Raw genomic sequence first — 23,929 nt, 5'->3', positions numbered from 1 at the left:
TCGACTGGATCAAGCCCTTCACCAAGGTTGAAAACGTCTCCTTCGCGCCCGGCAACATCTCGATCAAATGGTTCGAGGACGGCGAGCTGAACGTCGCCTGGAACTGCATCGACCGCCATCTGGAGACGCGCGGCGACCAGACCGCGATCATCTGGGAGGGCGACGATCCCTCCGAGTCCAAGCACATCACCTACCGCGAGCTGCACGACGAAGTCTGCAAGATGGCCAACATCCTGCGCACAAGGAACGTCGAGAAGGGCGACCGCGTCACGATCTATCTGCCGATGATTCCGGAGGCCGCCTACGCGATGCTGGCCTGTGCGCGGATCGGCGCCATTCACTCGGTGGTGTTCGGCGGCTTCTCGCCCGACAGCCTCGCCCAGCGCATCAAGGACTGCGAATCCAAGGTGATCATCACCGCCGACGAAGGCCTGCGCGGCGGCAAGAAGGTGCCGCTGAAGGCCAATGTCGACGCGGCCATTGCCAAGAGCGGCGGCGTCGACTGGGTCGTCGTGGTGAAGCGCACTGGTGGTGCGATCGATATGAACCCGACGCGCGACCTCTGGTATCACGAGGCCGCCGAGATGGTGACCTCGGAGTGCCCGTGCGAGCCAATGAACGCGGAGGATCCGCTGTTCATTCTCTACACGTCAGGCTCGACCGGTACGCCGAAGGGCGTGCTGCACACCTCCGCCGGCTATCTCGTGTTCGCCTCGATGACGCATCAATACGTCTTCGACTATCACGACGGCGACATCTACTGGTGCACCGCCGATGTCGGCTGGGTCACCGGCCACAGCTACATCCTCTACGGGCCGCTCGCGAATGGCGCGACCACGCTGATGTTCGAGGGCGTGCCGAATTACCCGGACAACTCCCGTTTCTGGAACGTGATCGACAAGCACAAGGTCAACATCTTCTACACCGCGCCGACCGCGATCCGCGCGCTGATGCAGTTCGGCGACGATCCCGTGAAGAAGACCTCGCGCAAATCGCTGCGGCTGCTCGGCTCGGTCGGCGAGCCGATCAATCCGGAAGCCTGGGAATGGTATCATCGCGTGGTCGGCGACGAGCGCTGCCCGATCGTCGACACCTGGTGGCAGACCGAGACCGGCGGCATTTTGATTACGCCGCTGCCCGGCGCAACCAAACTCAAGCCGGGCTCGGCAACCCGGCCGTTCTTCGGCGTGGTGCCCGAAATCGTCGATGCCGACGGCAAGGTGCTGGACGGCGAGACCTCCGGCAACCTCTGCATCGCAAAATCCTGGCCGGGCCAGATGCGCACGGTCTATGGCGATCATGCCCGGTTCGAGCAGACCTATTTCTCGACCTACAAGGGCAAGTACTTCACCGGCGACGGCTGCCGCCGCGACGCCGACGGCTATTACTGGATCACCGGCCGGGTCGACGACGTCATCAACGTCTCCGGCCACCGCATGGGCACCGCCGAGGTCGAGAGTTCGCTGGTCGCCAATCCCGCAGTCTCGGAAGCCGCCGTGGTCGGCTACCCCCACGACATCAAGGGCCAGGGCATCTACGCCTATGTCACCCTGATGAAGGGCACCGAGCCGTCCGAGGCGCTGCGCAAGGAGCTGGTCGCCTGGGTCCGCAAGGACATCGGGCCGATCGCCTCGCCGGACCTGATCCAGTTCGCGCCCGGCCTGCCGAAGACCCGCTCCGGCAAGATCATGCGCCGTATCCTGCGCAAGATCGCCGAGGACGAGCCGTCGACCCTCGGCGACACCTCGACCTTGGCCGATCCGGCCGTGGTCGACGATCTCGTGCAGAACCGGCGGAATCGTCAACACAAGTAACGCATCGAGCCGACCGGAGGCACCATGAACTTCGACGCCATTGCCATAGGCAGGTCGCCGCCCGACGACGTCAACGTCGTCGTCGAGGTTCCGCTTGGCGGGGAACCAATCAAGTATGAGATGGACAAGGCCGCCGGTACGCTCGTCGTCGATCGCTTCCTCTACACGCCGATGCGCTATCCCGGTAACTACGGCTTTGTGCCCCATACGCTGTCGGATGACGGTGATCCGATCGATGTGTTGGTGGCGAACACGCGCCCAATCGTCCCGGGTGCGATCATCAACGTCCGGCCGATCGGCGTGTTGAAGATGGAGGACAATGCCGGAGGCGACGAGAAGATCATCGCAGTGCCGTCAAACCATCTGACGCAACGATACATGCACGTGCTGACGTACTCGGATTTGCCGGAGATCACCTGGCGACAGATCGAACATTTCTTCCTGCACTACAAGGACCTCGAGCCGGGCAAATGGGTAAAGCTGAGCGGCTGGGGCGACGCCGCTGAAGCCAGGCAGTTGATTCAGGCGGCTGTACTGCGCGCAAAGTGAGATGTGATCCTGACCGCAATTCGAATGAGTGTTGGAATCGGTATCGACGGGGATAGTCATGAGAATCGTGTTGCTGGGACCGCCCGGTGCGGGCAAGGGAACGCAGGCGCAGCGGATCGTCGATAAATTCAGCATTCCGCATCTCTCGACAGGTGACATGTTGCGGGCCGCCGTGCACGCGGGGACCGATATCGGGCGCAAAGCAAAGGAGATTATGGCGGAGGGCAAGCTGGTGTCCGATCACCTCGTTGTTGCCGCGGTGATAGAACGGATCGCACAGCCCGACTCGAAACGAGGATTTGTGCTCGACGGATTTCCGCGTACGATCGGTCAGGCGGTGGCGTTTGACGAGCTTCTGCACAGGGATGCCGTCGACCTTGATCGTGTCGTCGAGTTGATGGCAGATGAAGACATTTTGCTCGATCGCATCGAGACGCGGGCACAGGAGGCAAAAGCCAGAGGTCACACGGCCCGCGCGGACGACAATCATGAAGCGCTGAAAGTGCGGCTTGACGCTTACAATGAGCAGACCGCGCCGCTCGTCGAATATTATCGTGCCAAAGGCGTTCTCAGGAGTATCGACGGTCTGCAAGCGGTCGACGCCGTGACGCATGACGTCTTCCACGCGATCGAAGGGCTGATGCCCTGATTGCCGAGATCAACGCGACCTCCGCTACCAACTCCTGAGCCGCAGCAGATTATCTTTAGCAAACTGAGTTTGCTCAGGGTGATCCACGGTCGATACCAGTCTTCTGGCTTTGCGCGGCCGTCGGGCGCGACGCGATCGGATGATTTGAGCGACGCAATTGTCAGATATCGCCAGTCACCTTCAAGGCTTCGGTGCGGATCTCCTCGACGAGCCGTTCCTTCAGGGCAACAAATTCTGCACTGGTCTTGATCTTGTAGGAGCGCGGATGCGGCAGATCGACGGTAATCTCCGCCTTGATGCGGCCCGGACGGGCACTCATGACGATGACGCGGCTGCCGAGAAAGATCGATTCTTCGATGTCGTGGGTGACAAACAGCACCGTCTTCTGGTCGCGCTCCCAGATTCCGAGCAGCATCTCCTGCATCAGGGCGCGGGTCTGATTGTCGAGCGCGCCGAATGGCTCGTCGAGCAGCAGGATTTTTGGATCATTAGCCAGGGCTCGCGCAATCGCCGTGCGCTGTTGCATGCCGCCGGAGAGCTGCTTCGGCCAGTGATTCTCAAAGCCGGACAGTCCGACCTGCTGGATGAACCGGTCAGCGACCTTGTTGCGTTCGGCTTGCGAGACCCCGCGCTCGCGCAGGCCGAAGGCGATGTTCTCGCGCACCGTCAGCCAGGGAAACGGCGTGTAGGACTGGAAAACCATGCCGCGATCGGCACCGGGACCGGTCACCTCGCGGCCGTCGAGCATGACGCGTCCGCTGGTCGGCCGGTCGAGCCCAGCGACGATGCGGAGCAGGGTGGATTTTCCGCAGCCCGAGGGGCCGAGGATGGTGACGAAGTCATTGTCGCCGACGGCAAGGTCGGTCGGCTCCAGCGCGCGCGTCGGTGCACGGCCGGCGCGCGCCGGAAAGGTGCGGGACACCTGATCGATCGTGAGCGCGGTCATGCCAGCTTCCACGGAAACAGCCAGGCGTTGAACGCCTTGAACAGGAAGTCCGAGATGAGCCCGATCAGGCCGATGACGATGATGCCGAAGATGATCTGGCCGGTGTTGAGCAGGGCCTGGCTGTCGGTGATCATGTGCCCGATGCCGGACGATGAGCCGATCAGCTCGGCCACGATCACATAGGTCCAGGCCCAGCCCAGAACCAGCCGCAGAATTTCGGCGATGTCGGGAGCCGAGGAGGGCAGCAGCACGCGGCGGATGACGCCGCGGTCGCCGGCGCCGAGCGTATAAGCCGCCTCGACCAGATCGCGCCGCGTGCCGCCGACGGTGACCGCGACCATCAGGATGACCTGAAAGACCGAGCCGATGAAGATCACGAGCAGCTTCTGCAATTCGCCGATGCCCGCCCACAGAATCAACAGCGGGATGAAGGCCGAAGCGGGCAGATAGCGCGCAAAGGAGACGAAGGGTTCGAGAAAGGCCTCGACCGGCTTATAGGCGCCCATCATGACGCCGATCGGCACCGCGATAACGGCCGCGAGCGCAAAGCCGCCGATGACCCGCCAGACCGTCATGCCGATGTCGAACAGGAAGCCTTGTTTCGCGAGCAGTTCATAGCCTTCCTGCACCATGGTCAGCGGGTTGGCGAGGAACGTCTTCGACACATGACCGCCGAAGGTTGCCCAGCCCCAGAGCGCAACGAACAGCACGAAGAACGCGAGGCCATAGACCACGCGTTGCTTCGATGTCACGGGATCGAGAGGCCGCATCAGAATGATGGTTCTACTTGATATAGCTCGCGTCGAAGAGGTCCTTGACGTCAGGCGCGGCCTTGATGATGCCGACCTCGAGCAGGAGGTCCGCGGCCTCCTTGTTGAAGGCGAGGAAGTCGCCCGCGAAGAATTTCTGGTTGGCGGCCTTGTCCTGCCAGCGCAGATATTTCGCCGAGCTGCCGAACTGCTCGCCGGATTGCTTCACGTCGGCGCCCATGATCTCGTAGGCCTTGGCCTGATCCTTGGCGATCATGTCCAGTGCCTCGAAATAGCTGTCGGCCAGTGCCTGCGCGGCCTTCGGATTGTCGGTCAGGAATTTCGGTGTGCAGCCGAACGTATCCATCACGATCGGGTAATCCAGCGTGGTCGCGATGATCTTGCCCTTGTCCGGTGCGGCGCGCACCGTGGAGAGGTAAGGCTCATAGGTCATCGCGGCATCGTTCTGGCCGGCGACGAAGGCCTGTGCGGCGGCGGCCGGCTCCAGATTGACCACGGTGACGTCCTTGACCGTGAGGCCGTTCTTCTTGAGCATCCAGGCCAGCGCGAAATAGGGCGAGGTGCCCGGCGCTGACGCCGCGACCGTCTTGCCCTTCAGGTCCTTGATCGCGGCGATGTCGGTGCGCACGGCCATGCCGTCGGCGCCATAGCTCTTGTCGAGCTGGAAGATCTGCTTGGTCGCAACGCCATTGGCGTTCCAGGAGATCCAGGTCTCGACCGTCGTCGCCGCGCACTGGATGTCGCCGGATGCAATGGCGAGATGCCGGTCCTTCTGCGGGATCTTCTTTAATGCCACGTCGAGGCCGTTCTTCTTGAAGATGCCGGCTTCCTTGGCGAGCGTCAGTGGCGCAAAGCCGGTCCATCCGGAAATGCCGACGCCGACCTTGACGTCGTCGGCGAATGCCGGTGCCGACACCACGAGAGCAATGATTGCGGTCATGAGTTTGGAGCTACGCATGATTGTCTTCCTCTTAACTGCCGATTGAACCCTGTTGATCTCTGCATCCGCCGCGGCGGGTTGTCGCATCAACCGTGGTGCGCGATTCGTGTTGCATAGGATTTGTTGCATGAATTGTGCCGCATCCGACATTCTCAGCCTCCCTTGAAGCGAGCGACAAGACGGTGCGTGTCGCCGGGATAATGCAGGCGCACCGCGGTCAGCGTGCGTGCGCTGCGCCATGTGTAGCGGTCGATCACGAGACAGGGCGCGCCGATGGCGACGCCCAGCGCAGCCGCCGTGCGCTCGTCCGCCACAACGGCGCTGATCGTATGTTCGGCTTCCGTCCATGGGACATGATGAAGCAGCCATGAGCCGGGTGGCTCGACCGCAAAATCGGCGGTCGTGGCTTCCGGTACGGAATCGAGATCGATCAGCCGGTCTTCGATGGCGAACGGCACGTTGTCGGCGCTGTGCCGGCAGGCAATCGCGACCACCTTGCCGGTCTTGCGCACGCCGAGGCGGGCGCAATCGGCTGATGTCGCGGCGCGGCGCACGCAACGAAAAAGCTGGTAGCCGTAGCTGCGGCCGAGGGCGGTGATCTCGGCACGCATGTCTGATATCTTGAGCACCGCCGACAGATGCTGCGGGCGGCGGACGAAGCTGCCGGCCCGCCGCCGTCGCTCGATCAGGTCGGCTTGCGCGAGCTCCGACAGCGCCTTGCTCACGGTCATGCGCGAGCAGCCATAGCGCGCCATCAATTGATGCTCGAACGGAATGCGATGTCCCGGCGGCCATTCGCCGGTCAGGATCGATGTCTCGATGTCGTGCCGGATCTGCTTGTAGAGCGTCGGCCGGTCCGCCGCCTCGACCTTGCCGCGATCAGCCGTGAGGCTCATGCTATGAGCCTCCGCACCGTCGCGTTGAAACGGTCGCGCGCTTTTGAGCGGAGCCGGTGCCGTCCGCCTTCGACGACCTTGCTGCCGCCGGCCCAGACGCAATCGATCGCGCCGCCGCCCGCCGCGAAAATCCAGCCGTCGATGACGGTATCGCCCCGGCGTCCGGCCAGCGAGGGATGCTCAGGATCGAGCGTGACGATGTCGGCGCGTGCACCCGGTTGCAGTCCCACTGTGTTCTGCGCCAGCGCCCGGGCGCCGCCCGCCAGCGCGCCGTCGAATAGCGCACGGCCGGTCGACGCACCGGGAGCTTCGGACAGCACATTGCGTTCGCGGTGCTTGAGCCGTTGGCCATATTCGAGCTGGCGCAACTCGTCGGCGATGCCGACCAGCACGTTGGAATCCGTGCCGATACCGAACCGGCCGCCGGCGTCGAGGAATTCGCGGGCAGGGAAGATGCCGTCGCCGAGGCTTGCTTCCGTCACCGGGCAGAGGCCGGCGATGGCGCCGGTGCGGGCAAGCGCGGCGACTTCGGATGCTGTGGTGTGGGTCGCGTGAATCAGGCACCAGCGCTGGTCGACCGGCGCATGTTCGAGCAGCCATTCGACCGGCCGCCGGCCCGACCAGGCGAGGCAGTCCTCGACCTCCCTGACCTGTTCGGCGGCGTGGATGTGGATCGGGCCTGCTTCGGCGAGGGGAATGATCGCCGCCAGTTCGTCCGGCGCTACGGCCCGCAGGCTGTGCGGCGCGATGCCAACATTGGCTCCGGGCAATCTGCCAACCACCTCACGCGACGCAGCGACCAGCACGGCAAACTGATCGACAGAACAGATGAAGCGGCGCTGGCCGGCGTGTGGCGCCGCGCCGCCAAAGCCGCCATGCGCATAGAAACTCGGCAGCAGCGTGAGGCCGATGCCGGCGGTCCCGGCCGCCTCTGCAATTCGCACGGCCATCTCGGCGGGGTTGGCGTAGGGCGATCCGTCGCGATCATGATGGAGATAGTGAAACTCACCGACACGCGTAAAGCCCTGCTCGAGCATCTCGACATAGAGCAGAGTCGCGACATCGGCGACATCGTCCGGCGTCATCTCCAGCGCGAAGCGATACATTGTCTCGCGCCAGGTCCAGAATGTATCGGTCGTGTTGCCGCGGAGTTCGGCAAGCCCGGCCATGCCGCGCTGAAACGCGTGGCTGTGGAGGCTCGCCAGTCCGGGAACCGCGATTGGGTGGCGTTCGTCGGCGGTATCAGGCGCGACCCCGGCCGCGACGTCCGTGATCGTGTCGCCGGTGACGACCACCTGCACGTTATCGGCCCAGCCCGTGGGCAACAGCGCGGAAGCGAAATGCAGTCGGGTCATGTTTCCAGCCGGCTGGACAGAACGTCGACACGATTATATGTCTAGACATATCTGTCAAGCATCCCGAGTCGAGGGACCATCGCATGGCCGAGCGCTTCGACCGCATCTGGCACAACGCCCGGCTCGCCACGTTGCGGGGCGATCATCCCGATCTCGGCGAGATCGAGCGTGGACTGATTGCGGCGCGCGGTGGCCGCATCGTCTATGCCGGCGCGCAATCGGACTTCCCAGGTGATGCCGACGCGACAGAGCGGATCGATTGCGAGGGGCGCTGGGTCACGCCCGGCCTTGTCGATTGCCACACCCATCTCGTCTACGGCGGCAACCGGGCGCATGAATTCGAGTTGCGGCTGAAGGGCGCAAGCTACGAAGAGATCGCCCGCGCCGGTGGCGGCATCGTCTCGACGGTCGCGGCGACGCGGAAGGCGACCGAACCCGAACTGGTCGCCGGCGCGCTGCCGCGGCTCGATGCGCTGATCGGCGAGGGTGTGACGACCGTCGAGATCAAATCCGGCTATGGCCTCAACACCGAGACCGAGATGCGGCAGCTTTCCGCCGCGCGTCACCTCGGCACCAAGCGGCCGGTCGCGATCCGCACCTCGTTTCTCGGTGCGCACGCGCTGCCGCCGGAGGCGGATGGTGACAAGGACCGCTATATCGATCTGGTCTGCAACGAGATGCTTCCGGCGGTGGCGCAGGCCGGGCTTGCCGACGCCGTCGACGCCTTCATGGAAGGCATCGCGTTTTCCGGCGAGCAAACGGCGCGGGTTTTTCGTGCCGCAAGAGCATTGGGACTGCCGGTCAAGCTCCACGCCGATCAGCTGTCGAATCTCGGGGGTGCGGCGCTTGCCGCAGATTTCTCCGCGCTCTCCGCCGATCATTTGGAGCACAGCGACGCCGCCGGAGCGGCGGCGATGGCAAAGGCCGGGACCGTGGCCGTCCTGCTCCCGGGCGCTTTCTACTTCATTCGCGAAACCCAGAAGCCACCGGTCGAGCTGTTCCGCGCCCACGGCGTCAGGATGGCGCTGGCGACCGATTGCAATCCGGGCAGCTCGCCGCTGACCTCGCTGCTTCTTGCCATGAACATGGGGGCGACGCTGTTCCGGATGACGGTCACCGAATGCATTGCCGGCACCACGCGGGAAGGCGCCCGCGCGCTCGGTATTCTCGATGACACCGGCACGCTTGAGGCCGGCAAATGGTGCGATCTCGCGATCTGGGACATCGATCGTCCCGCCGAGCTGGTCTACCGGATCGGCTTCAATCCGCTGCACAACCGGGTGTGGAGGGGACGATGACGGAAGGGGACGCCCCGCTTGTCGTAGCGCCAGGAACGGTCAGCCTCGATGATCTGGCGCGGGTGCTCGCGGGCGCATCCGTCGTGCTCGATGCTTCGTTCTGGCCGCGCGTCGAGGCCGCCTCGCAGATCGTCGTGAAGGCCGCGCGCGCCGACGCTCCCGTCTACGGCATCAACACCGGATTTGGCAAGCTGGCCTCGACGCGCATTGCCGCCGACCAGACCGAGCTGCTGCAGCGCAATCTGATCGTGTCGCATTGCTGCGGCGTGGGCCCAGCGACGCCCGAACCGGTCGTTCGTCTGATGATGGCGCTGAAAATTATCTCGCTCGGGCGCGGCGCGTCGGGCGTGCGACGGGACATCATCGAGCAATTGCAGGCGATGCTGGCAGGTGGCGTTTGTCCGCTGGTGCCGCAGCAGGGCTCGGTCGGCGCCTCCGGCGATCTGGCGCCTCTGGCGCATATGACGGCCGTGATGATCGGCGAAGGCGAGGCGATCGTCGATGGCCGGACCGTGCCGGGCCGTGAAGCGCTGGCGGCCGTCGGTCTTTCGCCGGTGACGCTCGGGCCGAAGGAGGGGCTCGCGCTGATCAACGGTACTCAGTTCTCGACCGCCTATGCGATTGTCGGCTTGCTGCGCGCCCATCGTCTCGCCTGCGCCGCGCTCGTGACGGGCGCCTTGTCCGTTGATGCGGCGATGGCGTCGACGGCGCCGTTCCGCCCCGAGATCCAGCAGTTGCGCGGGCATGCCGGACAGATCGCAGCCGGCGCGGCCCTAATGTCCTTGCTGGATGGGAGCGATATCAGGCAGTCGCATCTCGAAGGCGATGAGCGCGTGCAGGATCCTTATTGCCTGCGCTGCCAGCCGCAGGTTGCGGGCGCGGCGCTCGATGTGCTCACGCAGGCCGCGCGGACGCTGACCATCGAAGCCAATGCCGTTACCGACAACCCACTGGTCCTGGTGGAGAGTGGCGAGATCGTCTCGGGCGGCAATTTTCACGCCGAGCCGGTCGCCTTTGCCGCAGATCAGATCGCGCTGGTGGTGTCGGAGATCGGCGCCATCAGCGAGCGGCGCATCGCGACCCTGGTCGATCCCGCCCTGAATTTCGGCCTGCCGCCGTTCCTGACGCCGGATCCCGGCCTCAACTCCGGCTTCATGATCGCCGAGGTGACGGCGGCCGCACTCTATGCCGAGAACAAGCAGCGCGCCGCTCCTTGCTCGATCGATTCGACGCCGACCAGCGCAAACCAGGAAGACCACGTCTCGATGGCCGCGCATGCCGCGCGCCGGCTGTCTGATATGGCGGACAATCTTGCCGCCATTCTCGGCATCGAGCTGCTGGTCGCGGCGCAAGGCATCGGCCTGCGTCTGCCGCATCTGACCAGTCCGGCACTTGCCGCCGTCATTGCCGCGTTGCGGGAACGGGTGCCGGCGCTCGGGCCCGATCGCTACATGGCCGACGACCTCGCGAAGGCAAAGGCGCTGGTCGAGGCCGGCATGCTGCCGCGCGTCGCCATGTCGGTGCTCGGGCAAAATCCGTTTCCATCGCTTGCCTGAAAGGCCGCTCCATGAACCGCCGACTGGACAACGAACGCACGATCCGGGCACCCCGCGGCTCTGACATCAGCGCGAAGAGCTGGCTCACGGAAGCGCCGCTTCGCATGCTGATGAACAATCTTGATCCTGACGTCGCCGAACGGCCGGGCGAACTTGTGGTTTACGGCGGGATCGGCCGTGCGGCGCGCGATTGGGACAGCTTCGATCGGATCGTGACGTCCTTGCGCAAGCTCGAGGGCGACCAGACGCTGCTCGTTCAATCCGGCAAGCCGGTCGGCATTTTCCGTACCCACGCCGATGCGCCGCGGGTTCTGATCGCGAACTCCAATCTGGTGCCGCACTGGGCGACGCTCGATCACTTCAACGAGCTCGACCGCAAGGGCCTGATGATGTTTGGGCAGATGACGGCGGGCTCCTGGATCTATATCGGCAGCCAGGGGATCGTGCAGGGCACCTACGAGACGTTTGTCGAAATCGGACGCCGCCATTACGGCGGCAGCCTTGCCGGCAAATGGATCCTGACGGCAGGCCTCGGCGGCATGGGCGGCGCGCAGCCGCTGGCCGCGACCATGGCGGGGGCCTCGATGCTCGCGATCGAGTGCCAGCCGAGCCGCATCGAGATGCGGCTGCGCACCGGCTATCTCGATCGTCAGGCCAGCACGCTTGACGAGGCGCTTGCGATCATGGCGGAGAGCGCTGCGAGCAAGAAACCGGTCTCGGTCGGCCTGCTCGGCAACGCGGCCGAGATCTTTCCGGAACTGGTGCGGCGCGGCGTGCGGCCCGACATCGTGACCGACCAGACCAGCGCGCATGATCCCATCAACGGTTACCTGCCGAAGGGATGGTCGCTCGGCGAGTGGGAGGGGAAACGCGAAGCCAACCCCAAGGCCGTTGAACTCGCGGCCAAGACGTCGATGGTCGATCACGTTCAGGCGATGCTCGATTTCCACGCCCAAGGCGTTCCAACCCTCGACTACGGCAACAACATTCGCCAGATGGCGAAGGACATGGGGCTGAAGAACGCGTTCGATTTTCCCGGCTTCGTCCCGGCCTATATTCGCCCGCTGTTCTGCCGCGGTGTCGGGCCGTTCCGATGGGCGGCGCTGTCGGGTGACCCTGAGGATATCTTTCGCACCGACGCCAAGGTGAAGGAGCTGATGCCGCACGACAAGCATCTGCACAACTGGCTCGACATGGCGAAGGCACGGATCAAGTTCCAGGGGCTGCCGGCGCGGATCTGCTGGGTCGGCCTCGGTGATCGCCACCGGCTGGGCCTCGCCTTCAACGAGATGGTGGCACGCGGTGAACTGAAGGCGCCGATCGTGATCGGCCGCGACCATCTGGACAGCGGCTCGGTCGCAAGTCCGAACCGCGAGACCGAAGCGATGCGTGACGGCTCGGATGCGGTTTCCGACTGGCCGCTGCTCAATGCGCTGCTCAACTGTGCGAGCGGGGCCACCTGGGTGTCGCTGCATCACGGCGGCGGCGTCGGCATCGGTTACTCGCAGCATGCCGGTATGGTTGTTGTCGCCGACGGAACTCCGGAGGCGGCGCGCCGGCTCGAACGTGTCTTGTGGAATGATCCGGCAACAGGTGTCATGCGTCACGCCGACGCCGGCTACGAAAGCGCGGTTGAATGCGCGCGCGCCAACGGGCTCGATCTGCCCGGTCTGCCATTGTAGCGCACGGCAGAGCTCAAGAGCGTGGGTCTGGTCGGCGAATCCGGTTCGGGCCTAACGGGGTTCGAACGGTGCGTAAGATCCGAGATACGGTTTTGGTCGCGGCTGCGCATAAGCCCCGATCTTTGATGTCTTGAGGCCCAACGTACCGAATGCCTCTGCCAGCTTAACCGCGCTCGCGACCCCGTCGATGACGGGCAGCCCGTGGTTTTCCGAAAGCCGTGCGGCCAAATCGGCCATGCCGGCGCATCCGAGTACGATCACTTCGGCGTTGTCCTCCCGTTTCGATCGCTCGATTTCCGCACTGATCTGCGCGGCTGCATTGGACGTGGGGTCCTCGAGTGACAGAACGGGGACTTCGCAGGCGCGCACCTTGGCGCACCGGCTGGCCAGCCCGTACTTCAAAAGATTGTTCTCGATGGCCGCGATGGACCGGGAGAGCGTGGTCACGACCGTGAAGCGATGGCCGAGCATCGAGGCCAAATGAAACGCCGCTTCGCCGATACCGATGACAGGAGCCTGCGAGACGCAGCGCGCCGCCTCCAGGCCGGTGTCGTCGAAACAAGCAATGATGTGAGCGGAAACACCTGTTGCGTCGCCCTTGGCGATTTCGGCCAGCAGCCCGGGCACTGAAAATGCCTCGTCATAATAGCCTTCGATGGAAACCGGCCCATCCTCGGGATTGACGGCAATGATCTCGGTTCCCGGGGCCGCGGCGGCGCGGCCAGCCTGGCCGATCTTCGCCGTCATGGCGGCCGTGGTGTTCGGGTTGACGATCAAGATGCGCATGAGGTCGATTCTACACCATTCCCTTGCCTGCGTCCGAGCCGTGACGTCTTTGCCGGGCCTGAAGCACAAGAATGACAACCAGCGCCAGGAAAATGACGAGGAAGGATACGGCGCTCGTCAGTGTTCCAAGCGCATAAATGTCCGGCTTGGTAACTGTTGTCGTCAGGCCCTGCAGATCAAGGGGCAGTGTATTGACAGAGCCGATGGTCTGGCTTGAGCGAGCGAGTTCGTCCCAGGACAAGGTGAATCCGAACAGACCAATACCCACGACAGACGGCAATATGATTGGCAGCACAACATGCCGGAATGTCTGCCATGGCGTTGCGCCGAGGTCACGCGCCGCCTCTTCAAGACGGCCATCGAACCTGTTGAAAATCGCAAACATGATCAGGAGGCCAAAAGGCAAGGTCCAGGTCAGATGTGCACCAAGGCCCGACGTAAACAGCCCCATCGCCGTTGTCCAATTTGCAGCACCACTCTTGATGATGACATCGTCAAGCAGGCGGAATTCCAGGGCGATTCCGAGCGAGGTGATAATCGACGGCATGATCAGGCTTGCGATGGCAACATAAAACAGGATGCTCGCACCGCGGAATGATCTGCGGAAAGCCAAGCCGGCCGAAACGGAGAGAACGACCGTAAACACCATGACGACGAGGCCAAGTTGAAGCGACCGCTTGAAAGCCGCTCCGATGTCGATGATGCCCGAACCGGAGAACACCTTGCCGAACCACACAAGGGACACGCCGTTCATGGGAAAGGTCAGGCCACCATCTGGCCCCTGAAACGACAAGATGTAGATCGCGAACATCGGCCCATAGAGGAACAGGACGTAGGCGGTGAAAAACGCAGCGAGTACATAGAAGGATCGCGACCGCTTTTCGCCCATCTCACAGTTCCTTGCGAATATCGACGACCTTGGTCAGCGCCGAAATAATCAGGATCGTGATGCCGAGCAGGATGACCGCGTTGGCTGCAGCCGCCGGGAATTGCAGCGCATTCAGGCGCGCCTCGATGATCTTGCCCGCAGATGCAATCTGTTGGCCGCCCATCACTCCGATCGTGACAAAATCACCCATCACGATCGTGATCACGAAGATCGAGCCAATCACGATTCCCGGCTTTGCCAGGGGAATAATGATGTTCACCAGGGTCTGCCATCCGGTGGCGCCGGCATCATAGGAGGCTTCGATCAACCGCTTGTCGATGCGAATCATCGAATTGAAGATCGGTACCACCATGAAGAATGTGAAGAGGTGAACGAGGGCAAGTACGACGGAAAACTCCGAGAACAGCAACCATTCCAGCGGCTGATGGATCAACCCGGCACCCTGGAGGCCCTTGTTGACCAACCCGTTGCGGCCAAGCAGCGGAATCCACGCAATCATGCGGATCACATTCGACGTCCAGAACGGGATGGTGCAAAGCAGGGTGAGCACGATCTGCCAGGTCTTGGACCGGACGTGGAACGCGAGGAAATAAGCGACGGTGAAGCCGATCAGAAGGGTCAGGCTCCACGTCAGCAGACATAATTTGAGGGTCTTCAGATAGGTCTTCAGGATGGTGCAGAGATTGGGCAGATCGGCGATGCATCCCTCGAACGTATCGCTGTAGCCACGCAGGCTGAAGGCCGGGATCATTTCATATTCGTTGTAGTCCCACGCGCTGACGATGGTCACGAAAATCAACGGCAACAGGAAAAACAGCGCGAACACGAGCATCATCGGTGCGGCCTGAAGCCACGCAACGAAGGTCTTGCGGTCTTGCGTCATTGAAAGGCCGATCGCGGTGATGGCGAAGAAAGGACTTGCCGTGCGCGTTGGCCGGCAAGTCCTTTGGAGTGCATCAGGTGGATTGCATCAAGCGGCGATGAATTCATTCCACTTGCGCACCATGTAATCGTTCTCGTCCATCACGGCGTTCCAGCAGGCGACGCCGCCCATGCGGTCGTCGTAAGATCCGCCGTCACGCTTGGCGCCGGCCTTCTCGAGGATCGTACCGTCGGGCGCCTTGATGTCGGCGACGGCGGCCTTGCCTTCCATCCAGTAGCCCCACTCGTCGGCCGTCATGTTGGCCTTGGCGGTGGACAGCACAGCCGAGTAGTAGCCTTGGCGATTGAGATAGGCGCCAGCCCACCCCGACAGATACCAGTTCACGAATTCATAGGCCCAATCGAGCTTCGGTCCCGAAACCGCCTTCGACACGCAGAACCCTGACGCCCAAGAGCGATAGCCTTCCTTGAGCGGCTGGAACGTGCAGGCGATTCCCATCGAGCGCACTTTGGTGACCGCGGGCGACCACATCGACTGAATGACGGTTTCGCCCGATGCCATCAGGTTGACGGATTCGTTGAAGTCCTTCCAGAACGCGCGGAACTGGCCGGCCTTCTTGGCTTCCGTCATGATCTTCATGGTGAGATCAATCTCGGCCTTCGTCATGTTGCCCTTGTCGGCATAGGTGTGCTGACCGGTGGCTTCGACCACCATCGCGGCATCCATGATTCCGATCGACGGAATGTTGAGAATCGAGGCCTTGCCCTTGAATTCGGGATTGAGCAGTTCGGTCCATGATGAGATGGGCCGCTTGATCAGATCGGGCCGGATGCCGAGCGTATCGGCATTGTAGACTGTCGGGATCAGCGTCACGAACTCGGTCGGCGTTTTGGAGAACGTCTTGGAGTTCGCTCCCTCGAGATAGAGCACCTTCCACGGCGCGGTACCCTGATTGCCGATCTTCTTGCCGTTCGGCAACTGGCCCTTGGTGAACACCGGGGTGATGTTGTCGAATTCCTTGATCTTCTTGGAGTCGAGGGCAAAAATATTGCCCGACGGCACCAGCTTCTTCAGCGAGAAATATTCCGTATCCAGCACATCGAACGAGTTCGGCTGGGTGATCACACGTTTGGTCACGTCGTCGGTGGTTGCCGTGATGTATTCGATCTTGATCCCGGTATCTTCCAGACATTTCTTGGAGATATCGTCACCTTCGTTTACCGCCGTTCCGAGATAGCGCAGGACTTTCGGCTCGGCCGAATGGACATAGGGAAATCCGGTAATTGCGCCCGAACCTGCCACCAGGCCGACGGCTCCGGCCGCGCCCTTCAGCATAGCGCGACGGCTAACGCCGCCATTGAGTTTCGAAGATTTGCTCATGATGATCTCCCTTGAATGTCACGCCGCCTTTTCAGGCGATCGGACGGTTACAGAACTGGTGGTCTTAAGTGGGCTGGCTTGCGTCGGGTCCCATGTGGCGAGAACACGTTCACCTACGGCGTAGTTGGCGGCATCGAATTCAGTTTCCGTGACCTGGGCCGAGATCTCGGATCCGCCCTCGATGGTAACGACGACGCGGACATAGGTCCCCTGGTATTCGACTTCGCCGACGGTGCCTGCAATCGATGGACCAATGACGGTTTCGTTCGGTTTTTTCAGCATCAGCCGATCAACCCGAACGGCGAAGGTCTCGGGGCCGACAGCGATGACGTTGTGGCCGCCGATGAATTTCGCCGTGAACTCGGTTCGGGGGTGGTTGAAGATTTCACGCGGCGAACCCTGCTGTTCGATCCGGCCGCCATTCATGAGAACCACGATATCGGCCAGGGCCATCGCCTCGTCCTGGCCATGCGTCACATGGATAAAGGTAATCCCAAGTTCGCGCTGCAGCTTTTTCAATTCGGCTCTCATCCGCAGTCGCAAGAACGGATCGAGCGCCGAAAGTGGTTCGTCCAGGAGCAGGATTTGAGGAGAGGTGATTAGTGCGCGCGCGAGCGCCACGCGCTGCTGCTGGCCTCCGGAAAGCTGGCCCGGTAGCCTTGCCGCATAAGGCTGCATATCGACGAGCTCGAGCAACTTGTTGGCTTCGGCATGGCGCACAGCTTTGGCAACGCCCTTCATTTTCAAAGCGAAGCCAACATTGTCGATGACGGAAAGATGTGGGAACAGGGCGTAAGACTGGAACATCATCGCCGTGCTTCGATTGGCAGGGGGCAGGTCCGTCACATTCTTCGGCCCAACCAGGATGTCGCCTGAAGTCACCGATTCATGGCCTGCCACCATGCGCAGCGTGGACGTCTTGCCGCAGCCAGACGGCCCGAGCAGGCAACAATAGGAGCCGGCAGGAATCTTGAGGTTGATGGCGTCAACGGCGGTGACGCCGCCGTACATCTTCGTCAATTGCACCAGTTCGAGCGCCGCCGTGGTCGTCATCCGCACCATTCCGTATCGTCTTGCCGAGGACCCTGGGCGACCTGTCGCCCCTGGACGCTATTCGTAGTTAGATGCAACAGATGTGCCAAAAATTGCGACAGATGAGACAAAAACTGGGCAAATTCGGCTGTCCATGAAGTCGACTGCGCTGCTCCGGCCGAGAAATCGGAGGCCGGTTGCCGCGTTACCCCGCATCCGCAGCTTTACACCCGAACCTAAGCGATTGAGGCTATGTTGGAAAACGATCCTTTCGCAAGCCATCTTGTAGCGATCAAGCCGTTGCGCGCCCGGAAACGCCGGGAGCCGTGATGGCTTGCCATATCCTTTCGTCGGCCCGAAGATATCCGAAGGGAAGGGCATGCGCACAAAATCGGTCAACGTCTTTCGGATTTCCACCAAAGGCCCCGGGGACGCCTCCGGCCTGCTGAACCTGATCGAGCAAGGCAAAATTGATCCAAGGTCGATCGTCGCGATACTGGGCAAGACCGAGGGCAATGGTGGCGTCAATGATTTCACGCGCGAATACGCCGTTTCAGCTCTCAGCGCGACCCTGGCGCCTTATGTCGATCTGCTGCCGCACCGCGTTGAGCAACGGATCGCGTTCGTGATGTCGGGTGGCACGGAAGGTGTGCTCAGCCCACATATCACCGTCTTCACGCGTGACGCGGCTGCCGGTCGCGATTCCGAAGACGTTGCCGGGAAGCGCCTCAGCATCGGGATGGCACAGACGCGGGATTTCCTGCCCGAGGAGATCGGGCGCGGGGTGCAGATCAGGGAAACGGCAAGGGCCGTCGCCGCCGCCATGGCCGACGCTGCTATCGTCGATCCACAGGACGTCCATTTCGTTCAGATCAAGTGTCCGCTTCTGACGAGCGACCGCATCGAGGCCGCGACGGCGCGAGGCAATGAGACCGTGACCAACAGCGCGTACGGCTCGATGGCGTATTCGCGTGGCGCATCGGCGCTGGGCGTGGCCGTCGCGCTTGGCGAGATTGACGGCGCGATTGACGATGAGCACGTGCTTCGGCGGTTCGATCTGTTTTCGTCGGTCGCGTCGACGTCGGCGGGCATCGAGTTGATGCACAATGTTGTCATCGTGCTTGGCAATTCGGCATCGTCGGCGGCCCCCTTCGAGATCGGGCACGCCGTGATGCAAGACGCCATCGATTCCGCAGCCGTGATCGATGCACTGAAAAGTGTGGGACTGCAGGTCGAATACGACTCCAAACCGCCGACGGCGAACCGCCAGCTCGTCAACATCTTCGCCAAGGCGGAAGCCTCGCCGAGCGGCAGCATCCGCGGATTTCGTCACATCATGCTTGAGGATACGGACATCAGCTCAACCCGGCACGCCCGCGCCGCTGTCGGCGGATTGATCAGTGGCTTGTCGGGAACCGGCGCCGTCTACGTCTCTGGCGGAGCCGAACATCAGGGGCCGCCTGGCGGCGGGCCCGTAGCCGTCATAGCTCGACTATTGACCAACAATTCAGGCTGACGATTAGGCTCCGTTGCCGTTACGCGCGTCAATTTCGTCATATCGCCGCTTCGGCGCGAAGGCGATGCCACACACTTACTTGGTGCCGAACATTCTGTCTCCGGCATCGCCCAAGCCTGGCACGATATAGCCGTGATCATTCAGTCTCTCGTCGATGGCAGCAGTCCAGATCGGGACGTCAGGACACTCATCCTGAAATCGGGCAATCCCCTCGGGGGCCGCGAGCAGGCAGACGAACCTGATATCTCGGGCGCCTCGCGATTTGAGCAGGCTGACCGCGGCGCAGGCTGAATTTCCCGTAGCCAGCATCGGATCCAACAGGATCACGATGCGGTCCGACACGTCCTGCGGCGCCTTGAAGAAGTACTCCACGGCTTCAAGCGTTTCGGGATCCCGGTAGAGGCCGATATGGGCGACGCGCGCTGCCGGAACGAGCGCCAGCATCCCGTCGAGAAATCCGACACCCGCCCGCAAGATCGGAGCGAAAGTGAGTTTCTTGCCCGCGATCTTCGGTGCCTTCATCGCGGCGACCGGCGTATCGATGTCGACCATTTCCAGAGGCAAGTCCCGGGTGACCTCATAGCAGAGGAGCATTCCGATCTCGTTCAGAAGCTCGCGAAAGCCCTTGGTGGAGCGATCCTTGTCGCGCATCAGCGAGAGCTTGTGCTGGACCAGGGGGTGGCTGACGAGGTTCACGCTTTTCTTGGTCATGAGATCGCTTTGTCCGGGGTGGCGCGGGTGGGATGTCGTGCAAGTGGCATGCCCCATGCTGCTTCCGACCATCGAGCGCCGCTTCGTTCGTGGGGCGGGCAAACCGAGGCGGCCTTGGCTGCATGGGTCATGATCGCGTCGTAAACCATAAGGTTAATGCCCGCGACGCTCCAAAACGGCCGTTGTGTTCAGCCGCGGTTCCGCCATACTGGAGAATCCTTCGATTGCTGGCAACCGGGCCTGTCCGCCCGGCGGGCAGTCGACATCTATTGGTGCGTAATGATGACTCGTTCTAATCGAACTGATCATATTCGGATTACATCCCATCCGGCGCCGGGCGCGAAGGTTGATTTCCCGATTCATTGGGGAGCGGCCACGGCGCGTGAACGCGGGCCGGTAATCGGGACGGTTTCACGCCCCCAGCAGCGCAATGTGATAGGCACCCACAGCGGCTCCTATTCGATCTATCGCGCACTGGCGGTCTCGTCGGGCGCGCTCGATCCGATCCGGCGTCCGGACCTGACCAATACGCAACCTGCCGCCACCGTTGGACCATTCCCGCAATGGACGGATCCGAACCGGATCGTCTCGCTCGATCCATGGGGACACCTGGCTGCAGAGGCGTTCTCGAAAGACATTGCCGAGGGCGTCGATATCCGTCCGAGCATTGCTGTCACCCGCGCCCGCCTCGATTTGCCCGAATTGCAGGCCGCGATCACTGCCGGTCGGCTCAAGCGCGACGGTGCTGTCGTTAACGAGAGTGGAAGCGTCTCCGTTGTCAAGATCGCGATCGACCCGGTCTGGTATCTCCCAGGAATCGCAGCGCGCTTCGCCACCACCGAGAACAATCTGCGCAGGCAGTTGTTCGAGCAGACGGCCGGCATGTTTCCGGAACTGGTGACACGGCCTGATCTTCACGTGTTCTTGCCGCCGATCGGTGGCACCACGGTCTACCTGTTCGGCGATGTCGCCAAACTGCCGGACCATCGCACCAGCATCACCTGCCGGGTACATGACGAATGCAACGGCTCCGACGTATTCGGCTCGGACATCTGCACCTGCCGCCCATACCTGCTGCACGGCATCGAGGAATGCGTGCGTGCCGGACAGACCGGGGGACTCGGCATCATCATCTACAACCGCAAGGAAGGCCGCGCCCTCGGTGAGGTCACCAAATTCCTGGTCTACAATGCGCGCAAGCGGCAGGAAGGCGGTGATGCCGCCGCCCAGTATTTTGAGCGCACCGAATGCGTTGCGGGTGTACAGGATGCCCGATTCCAGCAGTTGATGCCGGATGTCGTGCACTGGCTCGGACTGAAACGCATCGACCGCTTCGTTTCCATGAGCGACATGAAGTATGACGCGCTGGTGAGCCAGGGTATCGACATCGTCGAACGCGTACCGATCCCCGACGATTTGGTGCCGGCGGATGCTCAGGTCGAAATCGTTGCGAAGAAGGCTGCCGGCTACTACTCGCCCGAGGAGCCAGCCCGGCGGGACTTCGTCGGCCGTTCGCTCGACAAATATTGAGCGCGGCCGTGTCTTCCGTGTCTTCCGTGAGTTCCGAGACGTCGGCGGCCTTGTCATTGCTCAATGCCGGGGCGGTGCGGGAGCGCGCGCACCGGCTTCTTGCCATCGGCCTTGAGGACCGGCTCCCGAACTTCCGTGTCCACCTCGACCGCATGGACTCGACGGCCGAACTGGTGGTGGAGACCACGCGCAAGGCGTATCCCTCGCTGGCTGTGCCGTTTCATTCGCGCTGGCGGCATTTCTCGATGAACGGTGTCGATCGCTGGACGGGCCTGGCCGACCAGATCGCATGGCGAGATCCCGCGACGCGGGCTCGCGCCGAATTCGATCTGGCCATGGTCAGCGTCTTTCTCGATGCCGGCGCCGGGCCGTCATGGCGTTACCACGACCCCGCGACCGGATCGGCCATCGGCCGTTCGGAGGGATTGGGACTGGCCAGCCTTGCGATGTTCGCCGATGGCGCATTCTCGTCGGATCCGCGACAGCCGCTTCGAGCCGATGCGGACGCGCTTGCGAATTTATCCGTTGCGGACCTCGCACGGGGCATGCAGGTGTCGGATGCCAATCCGTTGGTCGGCATCGAGGGCCGGGTGAATTTGTTGCGCAGCCTCGGCCGGCTGGTGGCTGCGAAGCCTGAAGTCTTCGGACGCTTCGATACGCCGCGGCCCGGCGGGCTATTCGACCGGCTGGCATCGCTGGCGGACGAAGGCAGGCTTCCGGCGCCCACGATATTGTCGGAACTGCTCAAAGAACTCGGGCCGATCTGGCCGTCGCGGCTGACGCTCGGCGGTATCGCGCTCGGTGATTGCTGGAAGCATCCGATGCTGACGACCGTGGATGTGACCAGCCACCTGATGCCGTTGCACAAGCTCTCGCAATGGCTGGCCTATTCGCTGATCGAACCGCTGCAGAATGCCGGCATCGACGTGACCGATATCGATGGGCTGACCGGCCTTGCCGAGTATCGAAACGGCGGTCTGTTCGTCGACAATGGCGTGCTGACATTCCGCGACGAAGGAGATGCGTTCCGGGAGCATGATGTCGCTTCGCCGCTTGTCGTGGAGTGGCGGGCGCTGACGGTCGCGTTGCTCGACCGCGTCGCGGATCATGTGCGGCGCCGTCTCGGGCTCGACGCAAACGTATTGCCGCTGGCGAAAATCCTCGAAGGTGGAACCTGGGCCGCGGGCCGACGGTTGGCGCGTGAACGTCGCGCTGACGCGTCGCCTCCGGTTAAAATTATCAGCGATGGCACTGTATTTTAAGGCAGTATTTTAGGGCAGGGGCTCGGCATGGAAGGCGTCACGATCGTTAGCCACCCGCTGGTGCAGCACAAGCTGACACTGTTGCGCAGGAAGGACACTTCGACCAAGTCGTTTCGCGAACTCCTCAAGGAGATCGGGATGCTGCTCTGTTACGAAGTGACCCGCGATCTGCCGCTGGCCGATGTCGAGATCGAGACGCCGCTGGCGAAAATGAAATCGCCGGCGATATCCGGCAAAAAGCTGGTGTTCGCCCCGGTGCTGCGTGCCGGCGTTACCTTTGCGGACGGCATGCTCGACCTCGTGCCGACTGCGCGTGTCGCCCACATCGGGCTTTATCGTGAGCCCGAAACATTCGTGGCGGTGGAATATTTTTTCAAGGCTCCGAGCGATCTACACGAGAGGCTCGTGATCGTGATTTCGCCCGTGCTGGCGACAGCCAATCTGTCCGTCGCGGCGGTGGACCGGCTGAAGGAGCGCGGTGCCAACGACATCCGGGTGGTCAGTCTGATCGCCTCTCCCGAAGGGGTCGAGCGCATGCGTGGCATCCACCCGGATGTTCCGATCTGGCTCGCCGCCATCGACGAAGGGCTGGACGAAAACGCTTATATTCTGCCGGGCCTTGGCGATGCGGGTGACCGTGCCTACGGGACGCGATAGATTAGAAGTCGAATAGCAGCCGCGATGGGGCCAGGCCCTCTCCCGCTTGCGGTGGGCAGCGTTTGCAGTATTTCGGAATATTAGAATAGTATCGCTGATTTGCCCGACGTGTCAAGTTGTTTGGTCGAACGTCGTCCGCCGCCGGCTACTTTGCATGGGGTTGTTTTCGATATTTTGGCAACGCGCCCCTGCTGACCGAAGGCCGCGTGATTAATTGTTGTCTTCGGATACATCCGGCAGTTCTGCGAGCCTCGGTATGAACCGCACGACGACGTTTGCTTCCTTCAGCATCGTGCCGGCAATCGCAAAATCCTGGGACCAATTGGAATTGGGCTGGTCGGGTTCATACCCAACGACCTCCGATATGCCCGATTGGATAATCGCCTTTGTGCATTCCACGCAGGGAAACCAGGGAACGTAGATCGTGCAGCCCTTGAGCGCTATCCCGATGCGCGCAGCGTTGAAGATGGCGTTCTGCTCGGCATGGCAGCTCCAGACGTATTTTGCGCCGGTTATGCGGGAGTGTCGCTCTTCCACCGCATCGTTAACCCCGCGTGGCAACCCATTGTACCCGGTCGAGCGTACTTCATTATCGGGCCCGACCACGACGGCGCCCACGCGGCGTCCCTTTTCAATGCTCCAGTGCGCCAAATGATGCGCCAGAAGCATGAACCGCTCATCCCATTTCCTGTCTCGCAACTCGTCCGACCTTGTTAGGTGTGCCCAGCATCAAATAGACGCGAAAAACAGTTAATAGCCGGTTTTCCAATGCCTGTCGCATTATTCCAGACCTGTGCACGGGAGTACGAGCGGTACTCGTCTCACACC

General features: G+C 62.3%; 22 protein-coding genes. 10 read left to right on the top strand and 12 right to left on the bottom strand.

The annotated features are described in order from the left end of the window. From acs to UP09_RS04675, 3 genes are all read left to right on the top strand, one after another. Nucleotides 1-1,814: acetate--CoA ligase (gene acs, locus UP09_RS04685; RefSeq protein WP_044536812.1), on the top strand; the 1,814-nt coding region annotated here is incomplete at its 5' end. A gap of 24 nt (nt 1,815-1,838) precedes the next feature. Beyond that, on the top strand, nt 1,839-2,363 hold the full coding sequence (gene ppa / locus UP09_RS04680) for an inorganic diphosphatase (RefSeq protein ID WP_044536811.1): 525 nt from the start codon (nt 1,839-1,841) through the stop codon (nt 2,361-2,363). A gap of 58 nt (nt 2,364-2,421) precedes the next feature. Continuing rightward, a complete protein-coding gene (locus tag UP09_RS04675; RefSeq protein WP_044536810.1) occupies nt 2,422-3,012 on the top strand; it encodes an adenylate kinase in 591 nt (196 codons plus the stop codon). Between the two features lie 160 nt (nt 3,013-3,172). On the opposite strand, the gene UP09_RS04670 is transcribed toward UP09_RS04675, so the two are convergent. The 5 genes from UP09_RS04670 to UP09_RS04650 form a co-directional block, all read right to left on the bottom strand. Further along, nucleotides 3,173-3,958, bottom strand: coding sequence for an ABC transporter ATP-binding protein (locus tag UP09_RS04670; protein ID WP_044536809.1), 786 nt, complete (start codon nt 3,956-3,958; stop codon nt 3,173-3,175). Next, on the bottom strand, nt 3,955-4,728 hold the full coding sequence (locus UP09_RS04665) for an ABC transporter permease (RefSeq protein ID WP_044536808.1): 774 nt from the start codon (nt 4,726-4,728) through the stop codon (nt 3,955-3,957). Before UP09_RS04665 ends, UP09_RS04670 begins: the two co-directional genes overlap by 4 nt. 13 nt (nt 4,729-4,741) lie before the next feature. After that, nucleotides 4,742-5,686, bottom strand: coding sequence for an ABC transporter substrate-binding protein (locus tag UP09_RS04660; protein ID WP_044536807.1), 945 nt, complete (start codon nt 5,684-5,686; stop codon nt 4,742-4,744). Nucleotides 5,687-5,820: 134 nt separating this feature from the next. Continuing rightward, entirely contained in the window at nt 5,821-6,564 is a 744-nt protein-coding gene (gene hutC / locus UP09_RS04655) for a histidine utilization transcriptional repressor HutC (RefSeq protein ID WP_044536806.1), read from the bottom strand. Beyond that, nucleotides 6,561-7,919: a formimidoylglutamate deiminase gene (locus UP09_RS04650; protein WP_044536805.1), complete on the bottom strand. Its 1,359-nt coding sequence runs from the start codon at nt 7,917-7,919 to the stop codon at nt 6,561-6,563. Before UP09_RS04650 ends, hutC begins: the two co-directional genes overlap by 4 nt. Before the next feature lie 83 nt (nt 7,920-8,002). Here UP09_RS04650 and hutI point away from each other — a divergent pair, with 83 nt between their 5' ends. From hutI to hutU, 3 genes are read left to right on the top strand one after another with little or no spacing between them, the layout of a single operon-like run. After that, a complete protein-coding gene (gene hutI / locus UP09_RS04645; RefSeq protein WP_044536804.1) occupies nt 8,003-9,217 on the top strand; it encodes an imidazolonepropionase in 1,215 nt (404 codons plus the stop codon). Then, nucleotides 9,214-10,773, top strand: coding sequence for a histidine ammonia-lyase (hutH, locus tag UP09_RS04640; RefSeq protein WP_044536803.1), 1,560 nt, complete (start codon nt 9,214-9,216; stop codon nt 10,771-10,773). Before hutI ends, hutH begins: the two co-directional genes overlap by 4 nt. An 11-nt stretch (nt 10,774-10,784) precedes the next feature. Beyond that, on the top strand, nt 10,785-12,455 hold the full coding sequence (gene hutU / locus UP09_RS04635) for a urocanate hydratase (protein WP_044536802.1): 1,671 nt from the start codon (nt 10,785-10,787) through the stop codon (nt 12,453-12,455). A gap of 51 nt (nt 12,456-12,506) precedes the next feature. Here hutU and UP09_RS04630 read toward each other — a convergent pair whose 3' ends face one another. The 5 genes from UP09_RS04630 to UP09_RS04610 form a co-directional block, all read right to left on the bottom strand. Then, nucleotides 12,507-13,241, bottom strand: a complete 735-nt coding sequence (locus UP09_RS04630) for an aspartate/glutamate racemase family protein (protein WP_044536801.1) — start codon at nt 13,239-13,241, stop codon at nt 12,507-12,509. Nucleotides 13,242-13,251: 10 nt separating this feature from the next. Further along, complete coding sequence (locus tag UP09_RS04625) at nt 13,252-14,130, bottom strand: ABC transporter permease (protein WP_044536800.1); 879 nt, start codon at nt 14,128-14,130, stop codon at nt 13,252-13,254. A gap of 1 nt (nt 14,131) precedes the next feature. Further along, entirely contained in the window at nt 14,132-15,013 is an 882-nt protein-coding gene (locus tag UP09_RS04620; protein ID WP_044536799.1) for an ABC transporter permease, read from the bottom strand. A gap of 87 nt (nt 15,014-15,100) precedes the next feature. Next, on the bottom strand, nt 15,101-16,393 hold the full coding sequence (locus UP09_RS04615) for an ABC transporter substrate-binding protein (protein WP_044536798.1): 1,293 nt from the start codon (nt 16,391-16,393) through the stop codon (nt 15,101-15,103). 18 nt (nt 16,394-16,411) lie between these two features. Continuing rightward, a complete protein-coding gene (locus UP09_RS04610; protein WP_044536894.1) occupies nt 16,412-17,446 on the bottom strand; it encodes an ABC transporter ATP-binding protein in 1,035 nt (344 codons plus the stop codon). Between the two features lie 358 nt (nt 17,447-17,804). Between UP09_RS04610 and atzD the strand changes: the two genes are divergently transcribed. Further along, complete coding sequence (gene atzD / locus UP09_RS04605; protein ID WP_044536893.1) at nt 17,805-18,941, top strand: cyanuric acid amidohydrolase; 1,137 nt, start codon at nt 17,805-17,807, stop codon at nt 18,939-18,941. Between the two features lie 75 nt (nt 18,942-19,016). On the opposite strand, the gene upp (UP09_RS04600) is transcribed toward atzD, so the two are convergent. After that, nucleotides 19,017-19,652, bottom strand: coding sequence for a uracil phosphoribosyltransferase (gene upp, locus UP09_RS04600; protein WP_044536797.1), 636 nt, complete (start codon nt 19,650-19,652; stop codon nt 19,017-19,019). A 282-nt stretch (nt 19,653-19,934) separates the two neighbouring features. Here upp (UP09_RS04600) and UP09_RS04595 point away from each other — a divergent pair, with 282 nt between their 5' ends. Genes UP09_RS04595 through upp (UP09_RS04585) form a run of 3 tightly spaced genes read left to right on the top strand, consistent with a single transcriptional unit; the run spans nt 19,935 to nt 23,101 of the window. After that, nucleotides 19,935-21,182: a GTP cyclohydrolase II gene (locus tag UP09_RS04595; RefSeq protein ID WP_044536892.1), complete on the top strand. Its 1,248-nt coding sequence runs from the start codon at nt 19,935-19,937 to the stop codon at nt 21,180-21,182. 8 nt (nt 21,183-21,190) lie between these two features. Next, a complete protein-coding gene (locus UP09_RS04590) occupies nt 21,191-22,444 on the top strand; it encodes a URC4/urg3 family protein (RefSeq protein ID WP_245301746.1) in 1,254 nt (417 codons plus the stop codon). Between the two features lie 27 nt (nt 22,445-22,471). Beyond that, a complete protein-coding gene (gene upp / locus UP09_RS04585; protein ID WP_044536795.1) occupies nt 22,472-23,101 on the top strand; it encodes a uracil phosphoribosyltransferase in 630 nt (209 codons plus the stop codon). A 210-nt stretch (nt 23,102-23,311) separates the two neighbouring features. Here the strand turns inward: upp (UP09_RS04585) and UP09_RS04580 are convergent, their stop codons facing one another. Beyond that, nucleotides 23,312-23,800 (bottom strand): deoxycytidylate deaminase, encoded by a 489-nt coding sequence (locus UP09_RS04580; protein ID WP_283805951.1) that lies wholly within the window; start codon nt 23,798-23,800, stop codon nt 23,312-23,314. Between the last annotated feature and the right edge of the window lie 129 nt (nt 23,801-23,929).

This window comes from Bradyrhizobium sp. LTSP885, from assembly GCF_000938305.1.
In the GTDB taxonomy this organism is placed as follows: Bacteria; Pseudomonadota; Alphaproteobacteria; order Rhizobiales; family Xanthobacteraceae; genus Bradyrhizobium.
Note: the sequence above shows the minus strand (reverse complement) of the source record. Positions and strands in the feature narration are given on the sequence as shown.

Bases quoted from the DNA above. Each gene is read 5' to 3' on its own strand.
- ppa (WP_044536811.1), top strand. From the start codon at position 1,839: ATGAACTTCGACGCCATTGCCATAGGCAGGTCGCCGCCCGACGACGTC.
- UP09_RS04675 (WP_044536810.1), top strand. From the start codon at position 2,422: ATGAGAATCGTGTTGCTGGGACCGCCCGGTGCGGGCAAGGGAACGCAG.
- UP09_RS04670 (WP_044536809.1), bottom strand. From the start codon at position 3,958: ATGACCGCGCTCACGATCGATCAGGTGTCCCGCACCTTTCCGGCGCGC.
- UP09_RS04665 (WP_044536808.1), bottom strand. From the start codon at position 4,728: ATGCGGCCTCTCGATCCCGTGACATCGAAGCAACGCGTGGTCTATGGC.
- UP09_RS04660 (WP_044536807.1), bottom strand. From the start codon at position 5,686: ATGCGTAGCTCCAAACTCATGACCGCAATCATTGCTCTCGTGGTGTCG.
- hutC (WP_044536806.1), bottom strand. From the start codon at position 6,564: ATGAGCCTCACGGCTGATCGCGGCAAGGTCGAGGCGGCGGACCGGCCG.
- UP09_RS04650 (WP_044536805.1), bottom strand. From the start codon at position 7,919: ATGACCCGACTGCATTTCGCTTCCGCGCTGTTGCCCACGGGCTGGGCC.
- hutI (WP_044536804.1), top strand. From the start codon at position 8,003: ATGGCCGAGCGCTTCGACCGCATCTGGCACAACGCCCGGCTCGCCACG.
- hutH (WP_044536803.1), top strand. From the start codon at position 9,214: ATGACGGAAGGGGACGCCCCGCTTGTCGTAGCGCCAGGAACGGTCAGC.
- hutU (WP_044536802.1), top strand. From the start codon at position 10,785: ATGAACCGCCGACTGGACAACGAACGCACGATCCGGGCACCCCGCGGC.
- UP09_RS04630 (WP_044536801.1), bottom strand. From the start codon at position 13,241: ATGCGCATCTTGATCGTCAACCCGAACACCACGGCCGCCATGACGGCG.
- UP09_RS04625 (WP_044536800.1), bottom strand. From the start codon at position 14,130: ATGGGCGAAAAGCGGTCGCGATCCTTCTATGTACTCGCTGCGTTTTTC.
- UP09_RS04620 (WP_044536799.1), bottom strand. From the start codon at position 15,013: ATGACGCAAGACCGCAAGACCTTCGTTGCGTGGCTTCAGGCCGCACCG.
- UP09_RS04615 (WP_044536798.1), bottom strand. From the start codon at position 16,393: ATGAGCAAATCTTCGAAACTCAATGGCGGCGTTAGCCGTCGCGCTATG.
- UP09_RS04610 (WP_044536894.1), bottom strand. From the start codon at position 17,446: ATGACGACCACGGCGGCGCTCGAACTGGTGCAATTGACGAAGATGTAC.
- atzD (WP_044536893.1), top strand. From the start codon at position 17,805: ATGCGCACAAAATCGGTCAACGTCTTTCGGATTTCCACCAAAGGCCCC.
- upp (WP_044536797.1), bottom strand. From the start codon at position 19,652: ATGACCAAGAAAAGCGTGAACCTCGTCAGCCACCCCCTGGTCCAGCAC.
- UP09_RS04595 (WP_044536892.1), top strand. From the start codon at position 19,935: ATGACTCGTTCTAATCGAACTGATCATATTCGGATTACATCCCATCCG.
- upp (WP_044536795.1), top strand. From the start codon at position 22,472: ATGGAAGGCGTCACGATCGTTAGCCACCCGCTGGTGCAGCACAAGCTG.